The sequence below is a fragment of the Flavonifractor sp. An306 genome (genome assembly GCF_002159455.1).
Taxonomy (GTDB): domain Bacteria; phylum Bacillota; class Clostridia; order Oscillospirales; family Oscillospiraceae; genus Flavonifractor.
The window spans coordinates 58,299-67,091 of record NZ_NFIQ01000010.1; the positions used below are offsets into that span (position 1 = coordinate 58,299).

12 protein-coding genes and 1 riboswitch are annotated in these 8,793 nt (G+C 63.6%); of the genes, 2 read left to right on the forward strand and 10 right to left on the reverse strand.

What is annotated here, in order from left to right; all coding sequences use genetic code 11:
• Positions 1–127 precede the first annotated feature (127 nt).
• Entirely contained in the window at positions 128–553 is a 426-nt protein-coding gene (locus B5F88_RS03885; protein WP_087341815.1) for a flavodoxin, read from the reverse strand.
• A 28-nt stretch (positions 554–581) separates the two neighbouring features.
• Positions 582–1,145, reverse strand: a complete 564-nt coding sequence (locus B5F88_RS03890; RefSeq protein WP_087341818.1) for a DUF3793 family protein — start codon at positions 1,143–1,145, stop codon at positions 582–584.
• A gap of 182 nt (positions 1,146–1,327) precedes the next feature.
• Between B5F88_RS03890 and B5F88_RS03895 the strand changes: the two genes are divergently transcribed.
• A complete protein-coding gene (locus B5F88_RS03895; RefSeq protein ID WP_242959624.1) occupies positions 1,328–2,284 on the forward strand; it encodes a tRNA-dihydrouridine synthase family protein in 957 nt (318 codons plus the stop codon).
• Positions 2,285–2,304: 20 nt separating this feature from the next.
• Positions 2,305–3,129: a pyrroline-5-carboxylate reductase gene (gene proC / locus B5F88_RS03900; protein WP_204246191.1), complete on the forward strand. Its 825-nt coding sequence runs from the start codon at positions 2,305–2,307 to the stop codon at positions 3,127–3,129.
• 47 nt (positions 3,130–3,176) lie between these two features.
• On the opposite strand, the gene B5F88_RS03905 is transcribed toward proC, so the two are convergent.
• The 8 genes from B5F88_RS03905 to moaC form a co-directional block, all read right to left on the reverse strand.
• Positions 3,177–4,235, reverse strand: coding sequence for a sulfate/molybdate ABC transporter ATP-binding protein (locus tag B5F88_RS03905; RefSeq protein ID WP_087341819.1), 1,059 nt, complete (start codon positions 4,233–4,235; stop codon positions 3,177–3,179).
• Entirely contained in the window at positions 4,235–4,933 is a 699-nt protein-coding gene (gene modB / locus B5F88_RS03910; RefSeq protein WP_087341841.1) for a molybdate ABC transporter permease subunit, read from the reverse strand. The genes B5F88_RS03905 and modB overlap by 1 nt, the downstream gene beginning before the upstream one ends.
• Before the next feature lie 18 nt (positions 4,934–4,951).
• A complete protein-coding gene (modA, locus tag B5F88_RS03915; protein ID WP_087341821.1) occupies positions 4,952–5,818 on the reverse strand; it encodes a molybdate ABC transporter substrate-binding protein in 867 nt (288 codons plus the stop codon).
• Positions 5,811–5,926, reverse strand: a riboswitch (molybdenum cofactor riboswitch). (Overlaps the previous gene by 8 nt.)
• A gap of 140 nt (positions 5,927–6,066) precedes the next feature.
• On the reverse strand, positions 6,067–6,558 hold the full coding sequence (locus B5F88_RS03920) for a MogA/MoaB family molybdenum cofactor biosynthesis protein (protein ID WP_087341823.1): 492 nt from the start codon (positions 6,556–6,558) through the stop codon (positions 6,067–6,069).
• Position 6,559: 1 nt separating this feature from the next.
• Positions 6,560–6,997 (reverse strand): MOSC domain-containing protein, encoded by a 438-nt coding sequence (locus B5F88_RS03925; protein ID WP_087341825.1) that lies wholly within the window; start codon positions 6,995–6,997, stop codon positions 6,560–6,562.
• A 4-nt stretch (positions 6,998–7,001) separates the two neighbouring features.
• Positions 7,002–7,976 (reverse strand): GTP 3',8-cyclase MoaA, encoded by a 975-nt coding sequence (moaA, locus tag B5F88_RS03930; protein WP_087341827.1) that lies wholly within the window; start codon positions 7,974–7,976, stop codon positions 7,002–7,004.
• On the reverse strand, positions 7,969–8,475 hold the full coding sequence (gene mobB / locus B5F88_RS03935) for a molybdopterin-guanine dinucleotide biosynthesis protein B (RefSeq protein WP_162612106.1): 507 nt from the start codon (positions 8,473–8,475) through the stop codon (positions 7,969–7,971). Before mobB ends, moaA begins: the two co-directional genes overlap by 8 nt.
• The coding region (moaC, locus tag B5F88_RS03940; RefSeq protein ID WP_087341831.1) for a cyclic pyranopterin monophosphate synthase MoaC at positions 8,468–8,793 on the reverse strand (326 nt) is incomplete at its 5' end. The genes moaC and mobB, both read right to left, overlap by 8 nt.

Below are 8,793 nucleotides of genomic sequence, written 5' to 3' on the forward strand. Positions count from 1 at the left end.
ACGATATACTTCTCTACAAGGAGACAGTGGAAAAGGCAGACAGCGCAACTACACTGCCTGCCTAATCCGAAGATACACGTTAAGATACCTCTATCAGAAGTAGCAGAGCGTCCTTTTCTGCCATTCCTCAGCGGACCAGCGCGCGGCCCAGCTCCCGGCAGGCGTCGGCGGTACCCCCCTCGGGAGCGCCGCAGGCGATCACCGGCTCGGCGATCAGGTCGCACCCGGTGTCCTCGCAGTCCGCCGCCCAGGTGCGCATCCACTCGCCGTCCCCCCAGCCGTAGGAGCCGAACAGCCCCACGGTTTTGCCCGCCAGCCTGGGCTTGACGGCGGTAAACATGGGTTCGAACTCCGCCTCCTCCAGCTGTTCCGCTCCCATGGAGGGGCAGCCGAAGGCAAAGGCGGCGTACTGGTCCACCTGCCCGGCGTCAAACAGCTCGGGGGTCAGCAGGTCGGCCTGCCCGCCGGCAGCGGCCACCCCTTCGGCCACCAGGTTGGCCATGGCCTCGGTATTGCCGGTTCCGCTCCAATAGACAATTGCGATTTTGCTCATGTGTATCCTTCCTTTCGTTCTGAGAGAATCAGGCAGCCACGGTGAGCTGCCCCAGGGTGGCGCCCTGGGCGTAGCGGCGGCGGTAGAGCTCGGTACACCGGCGGTAGCGGGCAAACCGTCTCTGTGCCGCCTCCGGGTCGCCGTAGCACTTCCAGCAGCCGCTGCAGGTGTAATTTCTGCCGCCATGGGCGATGAAGCCGGTCACGTCCTCCAGGGGATACCCCAGAAATACGCCGATCTCGTGGGGAAACTCCTCATCCAGGCACAGCCGCACCGCCAGCTGCCGCAGGCAGCCCCGCACTCCGTCCCAGGGCCGGTAGCCCATGGAATAGAGGAACTGCCGGTACTCTGTCCGGGCCAGCAGGGCGGTCAGCTCCCGCTCCCGGTAGAGACAGAGCAGATAGGAGCCCGTTTTCCGGCAGCCCTTCAGGATCACCAGCCGCAGCCCCCGTTTGGCCAGCTCCTCCCGGCACTCCAGAAAGCGGGCGATAAAGGCCTTTCCATCCCGGGGAAGAAACCGGAACAGGGAGGCGGGCTTCAGGCCCGCCAGGGTGAGGGCGCCGTGCTCAATCAGGGCTTGTTCAAAGTGCATAGTGGGCTCCTTTTTTGGTTAGTTATAACTAATCATTTGGTAAATATAATGGTTAGCTATAACTAACCACAAAAGAAGTATAGCACAGCCATACCATGTTGTCAAGGGGGATCTGCCCTTGACAGAGAGGGAGAGGATGGGCTACAATTTCCAGCAGCGTATAATAATGAGGAGAGAGACGTTTGAAGATAGAATTTGCCCCCATGGAGGGGGTCACCAGCGTGTGGTATCGCAGCGCCCATCAGAAGTGGTTTGGGGGTGTGGAGCGGTATTATACCCCCTTTCTGTCCCCCACTCAGGACCATGTGTTTCCCAAGCGGGAGCTGCGGGAGATTGAGCCGTCGGGCAACCAGGGGGTTCCCCTGGTGCCTCAGCTGCTTACCCGCCGGGGAGAGGACTTTCTGTGGGCGGCCAAGACCCTGGCGGACATGGGGTACAGGGAGGTCAACCTGAACCTGGGCTGTCCCTCCGGTACGGTGACCGCCAAGCGGAAGGGGGCTGGGTTTCTGGCTGTGCCCCAAGAGTTGGAGCAATTCCTGGAGGAAGTTTTTTCCCAGTGCCCCATTGAGATTTCCATCAAGACCCGATTGGGTATTTCCGACCCGGAAGAGTTCTGGCCCATTCTGGAGCTCTATAACCGCTATCCCGTCAAGGAGCTGATCATCCACCCCCGGGTGCAGAAGGATCAGTATAAGAATCACCCCAGGCGGGAGGTGTTTGCTGCCGCGGCGGCGCGGAGCAAAGCGCCGGTGTGCTACAACGGGGATTTGTACACGGTGGCGGCGGTGGAGGAATTTCAGAAGGAATGTCCCGGTGTGGAGCGGATCATGCTGGGCCGGGGGCTGATCGGTGACCCGGCTCTGGCCCGGAAGCTGACGGGAGGGCCCGCCGCATCCAGAGATGAGCTGATGGGCTTCTTGTCCGAAGTTTTTGATTGCTATACTCAGGGCTTTGGCAGCAGGCACAGCGCCATGCTGCGGATGAAGGAGCTGTGGTGTTATCTGATCTGTCTGTTCCGGGACGGGGCAAAATACGGAAAGGCCATCCGCAAGGCGAAGGACCCTGCGGAATACGAGGCCCGGGTGGCGGCAGTGTTCCGGGAGCTGGAGCTGCTGGACGACCTGGAGCCAGACTGGTGAAACGGGAAAGGATGAGGAAAATGAGACGAGCGGCGTTTATTGGCAGCGGCAATATGGGCGGGGCCCTGATCCGGGCGGCCTGCCGTGCCATTGGACCAGAGCAGGTAATCATTGCGGACTATGCCAGGGAGAAGGCGGAGGCGTTGGCGGCCGAGTTGGGCTGCGCCGCGGCGGCGGACAACGCGGCCGCGGTGGAGGGGGCGGAGGTGATCTTCCTCTGCGTCAAGCCTCAGGTGCTCTCCGGTGTGGCGGCCGCCCTGGTGCCTGCTTTGAACGCCTGCCACGGGCGGGGAGAGGACAAGACCTTGGTGTCCATTGCCGCCGGGGTGGAGATTGCCGCGCTCCGGGGCTTTTTGCAGGATATTTCCTGGGATATCCCCATTCTGCGGGTGATGCCCAACACCTGCGCCGCCATCGGCAAGGGGATGCTGGCCCTCACCGACGGCGGGGCGGGGAACGAGGCCGGCCTTGCCGCTGTGGAGGCCATCCTGGCCGACGCCGGCCGGGTGGAGCGCATCAGCGAGGGCCTGATGGACCAGTTCACCGCCGTGGCGGGCTGCGGCCCGGCCTATGTATACCAGTTTATTGAGGCTCTGGCCGACGGTGGGGTGATGGCGGGCCTGCCCCGTGCCCAGGCCCAGACCTATGCTGCCCAGACCCTGTTGGGGGCGGCGGCCATGGTGCTGGAGACCGGCAAGCATCCCGGCCAGCTGAAGGACGAGGTGTGCTCGCCCGGCGGCTCCACCATCGTGGGTGTGGCCGCTCTGGAGGAACATGGTTTCCGCTCCGCCGCCATCCAGGCGGTAATGGCCGCCTTCGCCAAAAACAAGGAGCTGGGCAAATAAGCAGAACAGCAGACCGCCGGGACCGGCTATACCGGTCCCGGCGGTCTTTATCCGTCTTTGGTCAATAACAGCAGATCCCCGGCAGGCAGCTCCAGCCAGAGCGGATCGCGGCCGGCCAGCTCCGGCCAACGGCCCTTTTCCAGCTCCATGCGCAGCCGGGAGAAGCCCTGATCGCCGCCGGGGGTGGACAGCATGACCACCGTGGAGAACACGTTCTCCACCACCCGCTCCACCCGACAGGGCAGACGATTGGGGCCGGGTCCGTCCACTGGCCTGATGTAGTGGGCCCGCACGCCGATGTGGCTCAGCCCCTCCGGCAGCGGCCTCTTTGGGTCCAGGGTCATCCCCCAGTCCAGAGCCTCTACTTTGCCGTCGGGGGTTGGCTTGGCACGGGAGATATTTTTGCACCCGGACAGCAGGCAGGCCGACAGGGTGCGGGGGGCCTCAAAGAGCTCGTTCACCGGCAGGACGGCCTGGGATTTGCCCTGATCCAGCACGCATACCTGTCTGCACAGCCGCTGCACCTCGTCCCGGTTGTGGGTGACGAAGAGCACTGGCCCGGAGAAGGAGGCCAGCAGATCGGCCAGCTCCAGCTCCACCTGCCATTTCAGGTAGCTGTCCAGGGCGGAGAAGGGCTCGTCCAGCAGCAGCACCTCCGGCTCGCTGGCCAGGATTCGGGCCAGGGCCACCCGCTGCTGCTGGCCGCCGGAGAGCTGCCTGGGATATTTTCCCTCCTGGCCCTCCAGGTACAGGGTGCGCGCCAGCCGGGCCACCGTCTCCTGCCTGGCCTTTTTGTCCCGTACCCCAACGGCAATGTTCTGAGCCACCGTCATGTGGGGAAAGAGGGCGTAGTTCTGGAACAGATAGCCCACCCGCCGCTTCTGGGGCGGCAGATTGATGCGCTGCCCGGAATCAAACAGCACCCTGCCGTCCAGCACGATCCGGCCCCGGTCGGGCTTTTCAATCCCGGCGATGCACCGCAGCGTCATGCTCTTGCCGCAGCCGGAGGCCCCCAGCAGGCCGGTGAGCTGTCCGCTGTCTGTCTCAAATGACACGTTCAGCTGAAAGGCCCCCAGGTCCTTGTGGATGTCCACAAACAGGCCCATCACGCCACCTCCCCGGACACGGGAGCCGCCTTCCGGCGTGGCCTGCGGTCCTTTTTCTCCAGCATGTTGACGCACAGCAGTACCACGGCGGAGATAGCCAGGTTCACCAGCACCCAGCGCACGGCCCCTGCGTCGTCCCCGGTGCGCCACAGCTGGTACACCGTGGTGGAGATGGTGGCGGTCTTGCCGGGGGTGTACCCGGCGATCATGGAGGTGGCGCCGTACTCGCCCAGCGCCCGGGCGAAGGCCAGCACCGTTCCGGCAATGATCCCCTGCTTGCAGCAGGGCAGCATCACCCGCCAGAAGATCCAGGTGTTGGAGCGGCCCAGGGTGCGGGCGGCGTGGGCCAGGGTTATGTCGAAGGACTCGAAGGCCCCCCGGGCGGTGCGGTACATCAGCGGAAAGGCCACCACCGCCGAGGCAAAAATGGCGGCGTACCACACCATGGTAAGCCGCAGGTCAAAGACCTCCAGAAACCACAGGCCCAGCACCCGCTTGGGCCCCAGCAGCCGCAGCAGGAAGTAGCCCAACACCGTGGGAGGGAGCACCAGGGGCAGGGTGAGCACCACGTCCAGCACCCCCTTCACCAGCCGGGGCAGCTTGGCCACATAGTAGGCGGCGAAGATACCCAGGAAGAAAATGAGGAAGGTGGAAATGACGGCGATCCGCAGGGAGTTAAACAGGGGGTACCAGTCCAAAATATCCACCGTCCTCGTTTATAACACGGTAAAGCCCACGCCCTCCAGCACGGCAATGGCGTTTTCATCGGTGTGGAGGTAGTCCAGGAAGGCCTGGGCGGCGGCCTGGCTGGTCTCGCTGCCGCCACACTTCATGACAGCGGCGGGGTAGATCACCTGGTCACACATGTCGGCAGTGGCCTGATCCACCACGTTAAGTTCATAAGTAAAGGCGTCGGTGGCGTAGATGATGCCGCAGTCCACGGCGCCCTCCTTCACCTGGGTGGCCACCTCGGACACGTTGGAGGCGTAGGTCACTTTGCCAGCCTCCTCCAGACCGGCAATGTCAATGCCCAGGGTGTCCAGGATCTGCAGGGAGTAGGCGCCCACCGGCACGTCGTCGTTGCCCAGGCAGAGCAGCTCCAGCTTATCGGTGGCCAGGTCCTGGAAGGATTCGATCCCCTTGGGGTTTTCATCGGGCACCGCCAGCACCACCTTGTTCTCCACAAAGTTGATGCGGGTGTCGGACAGGACGAAGTCCAGCCCCTCGTTGGTGCCGGTGGTGTCGGCGGCGTCCAGCTGGTTCATCTGCTTCTGGGCGGCGGAGATGAACAGGTCGCACACCGCGCCCTCCTCGATCTGGGTCTTGAGGGTGCCGGAGGAGTCAAAGGTGAAGGTGAGGGTGACGTTGGGGGCCACCTCCTTGTAGAGCTCGGCGATCTCAGTGAGGGTGGCCTCCATGGAGGCGGCGGCGAACACCACCACGTCCACGCTTTCCGTCTGAGGAGCCGGAGTCTCGCTGTTCTGGGCCGCCGGGCTGTCGGCGGCACCGGGATTCCCGCCTCCGCAGGCGGTGAGGCCCAAGGTCAGTGCCAGGGCCAGGGTGAGGGATACGAGTTTTTTCATGCTGTATTCTCCTTTACAAAGTGGTAGGCATATCCGTTTCCAGATATACCCCGGCCCGCCGCCCTGGCTTGCGCTTTAGGCGATACGGGCTCGAAGAATTTATATAAAATGAGCCGTCAGGCTCACTTTATCCGCATGGGTTTCTTCCATGCCTCACGGGAGCCCAGCAAAGCGGGTCCCGTGAGGAGAGCCAGAATCAACGAAGTGGAGTGAATGCCCGGCATCTGCCGGGCGGAACGGAGCGCAGTTTATTCTGGCGAGGCGCAGTTGCCCGCAGTCCCCCTGAGAATCTCCAGACCGTGGCCCAGAGAGGGAAGGATGAATTCCAGACACTCCCGCACCGCCTTGGGGCTGCCCGGCAGGTTGACGATGAGGGTTTTCTTGCGAATGCCAGCCGCCGCCCGGCTCAGCATGGCCCGGGGAGTGATCTGGAGGGATTTGTACCGCATGGCCTCGGCAATGCCGGGGGCATGGCGCTCGGTTACCGCCAGAGTGGCTTCCGGGGTCAGATCGGTGGGGGAGAAGCCGGTACCGCCGGTGGTAAGCACCAGGTCGGCCAGCTCCTCATCGCACAGACGCTTCAATTCGGAGGACAGGGGCTCCACGCCGTCAGGCAGCAGGGCGGTGTGTACAATCTCGTACCCAGCCGCCTCTGCCAGTTCCCGGATTACCGGGCCGCTCTTGTCCTCCCTCTGTCCGGCATAACCAGAGTCGCTGAGGGTGATGATGGCAATTCGCATATTACTCCTCCTCCACAATGGTGAGCACGTCGCCCACCGAGATGGTACCACCATGGAGCACCTTGGTGAACACGCCCTCCCGGGGCATGATGCAGTCCCCCATGACCTTGTAAATCTCACAGTGGCTGTGACACTGCTTGCCCACCTGGGTCAGCTCCAGCATCACGTCATTGCATTTGAATTTGGTGCCAATGGGCAGGGCTTTGAAGTCGTAGCCCTCCACCACCAGATTCTCTCCAAAGGCTCCGTCATCCACCACGGCTCCTCTGGCCCGGAAGGCTTCCACCTGCTCATGGGGCAGCAGGGACACCTGCCGGTGCCACTTGCCTGCATGGGCGTCCCCCTGGATCCCCCAGTCCTCCACAAATTGAGCGGTGCCTACATTTTTCTTCTGGGTGCCCTTCTGCTCGCTGACGCAGACGGCAATTACCTTGCCCATAGCGTTATCCTCCAATTTGATTCATGTTGCGGTCCTCATCCCGGCCGGTGGGCGCCTGTCCAAAGTGGTGGCCCTCCGGTTTGCGGGCGATGGTCTCCCGGATGGCCCGCGTCAAGGCGGCGTCATCCGCGCCCTGTTCCAGCAGGGCTTTCAGGTCCACCCCACAGTCGTACTGCAAGCAGGTTTTTAAAAAGCCGGCGGCGGTGAGCCGCACCCGGTCGCAGCTGGAACAGAACCGGTGGCTCACCGCGCTGATGAAGCCCACCTGCCCGCGGAACCCCTGAAAGGTGACATACCGGCTGGGACCGCCGCCCTCCTCCTGGAGACAGGGCAGGGCGGGGCCGAAAGCGGCTTCCAGCCTGGCCAGCACCTCCGCCTCCGTCCGGCGGGGGAGGGTGGAGCCCAGGCCAATGGGCATGAGCTCGATAAAGCGTACCGAAAGATTCCGATCTTTCGCCAGAGCCGCCAACGGTACCAGTTGGTCGTCATTTTCCCCGGAGGGAACGCAGTTCACCTTCACCGTCAGGCCGGGGGCAGCCAGGGCGGCGTTCAGTCCCTCCAGGGCCTGCTCCAGCCCGTCCCGGCGGGTAAGGGCCTGGTATTGGACCCGGTCCAGAGTATCCAGACTGAGGTTGACCCCATCCAGCCCCGCCGCCAGCAGGCCGGGCAGCTGTTCGGCCAGCAGCAGGCCGTTGGTGGTGATACGTACCCGGCGAATACCCGGTACCTCTTTGATGGCCCGCACCAGCCGCTCCAGCCCCTTCCGCACCAGAGGCTCCCCACCGGTGAGGCGCACTTTCTCCACCCCCAGAGCGGCAAACAGCCCCACCAGCCGGACAATCTGCTCATAGGTGAGGATGGAGCCGTGGTCCATCCACTCCACCCCTTTCTCCGGCATGCAGTAGCGGCAGCGCAGGTTGCACCGGTCGGTGACGGAAATGCGCAGGTAGCGGATGTCCCGCCCCAGGGCATCAAGCATGGTGATCTCTCTCCTTTTGGATATAGTCCAGCAGCAGATTGGCTGCCGCCTTTGGCTCTCTCAGGGGCAGGGTGGGGATGCCGGGCAGAGACAGCTCCAGGTCGGTGACCAGAGCCAGCAGGGTGGCCGGGTCGGACACCGGCGCCTGGGAAATCTCACCCCGCACCACCTCCAGCTTGGGCCAGGGGGTGTACTTGAAGCCCTCCAGCAGGATCAGGTCGGTCTCCGGGAATTGGGCAATCAAAAACTCCTCCGTCACCGGCTGTCTTTTGACCACTTCAAACTTTTTCCCGTCAAAGATGGCAGTACCCGTCGCCCCGGCGGCCATGAACCGGCCGGTGTCGGTGCCCGGCGGGTCGGGGTCGAAGCAGTGGCCGTCGTGCTTGATCACCGCCACACGGAGCCCCGTCTCCGCCAGCAGAGGGAGCATGGCCTCGATGAGGGTGGTCTTGCCGGAGTTCTTCACCCCGGAGACGGCGATCACCAGGGGCTTACCCACGGTCGTACACCCCCGACTTGCCGCCTTCCTTGTGGACCAGGCGGATCTCCCCCAGCTCCATGCCCTTGTCGATGGCCTTGCACATGTCATAGATGGTGAGCAGGGCCACGGACACCCCGGTGAGGGCCTCCATCTCCACCCCTGTCTTACCGGAGAGCTTGACCGTACACTCTGCCCGGACGGCGCACTCCTCCTCCAGAATCTCAAATTCCACCGCCAGATGGCTGAGCAGCAGGGGGTGGCACAGGGGGATGACCTCCCAGGTGCGCTTGGCGGCCATAATGCCCGCCACCCTCGCCACCCCAAGCACGTCCCCCT

Excerpts from the sequence above, each read along its gene's own strand:
- B5F88_RS03885 (WP_087341815.1), bottom strand. The coding sequence starts at position 553 with ATGAGCAAAATCGCAATTGTCTATTGGAGCGGAACCGGCAATACCGAG.
- B5F88_RS03890 (WP_087341818.1), bottom strand. The coding sequence starts at position 1,145 with ATGCACTTTGAACAAGCCCTGATTGAGCACGGCGCCCTCACCCTGGCG.
- proC (WP_204246191.1), top strand. The coding sequence starts at position 2,305 with ATGAGACGAGCGGCGTTTATTGGCAGCGGCAATATGGGCGGGGCCCTG.
- B5F88_RS03905 (WP_087341819.1), bottom strand. The coding sequence starts at position 4,235 with ATGGGCCTGTTTGTGGACATCCACAAGGACCTGGGGGCCTTTCAGCTG.
- modA (WP_087341821.1), bottom strand. The coding sequence starts at position 5,818 with ATGAAAAAACTCGTATCCCTCACCCTGGCCCTGGCACTGACCTTGGGC.
- B5F88_RS03920 (WP_087341823.1), bottom strand. The coding sequence starts at position 6,558 with ATGCGAATTGCCATCATCACCCTCAGCGACTCTGGTTATGCCGGACAG.
- B5F88_RS03925 (WP_087341825.1), bottom strand. The coding sequence starts at position 6,997 with ATGGGCAAGGTAATTGCCGTCTGCGTCAGCGAGCAGAAGGGCACCCAG.
- moaA (WP_087341827.1), bottom strand. The coding sequence starts at position 7,976 with ATGCTTGATGCCCTGGGGCGGGACATCCGCTACCTGCGCATTTCCGTC.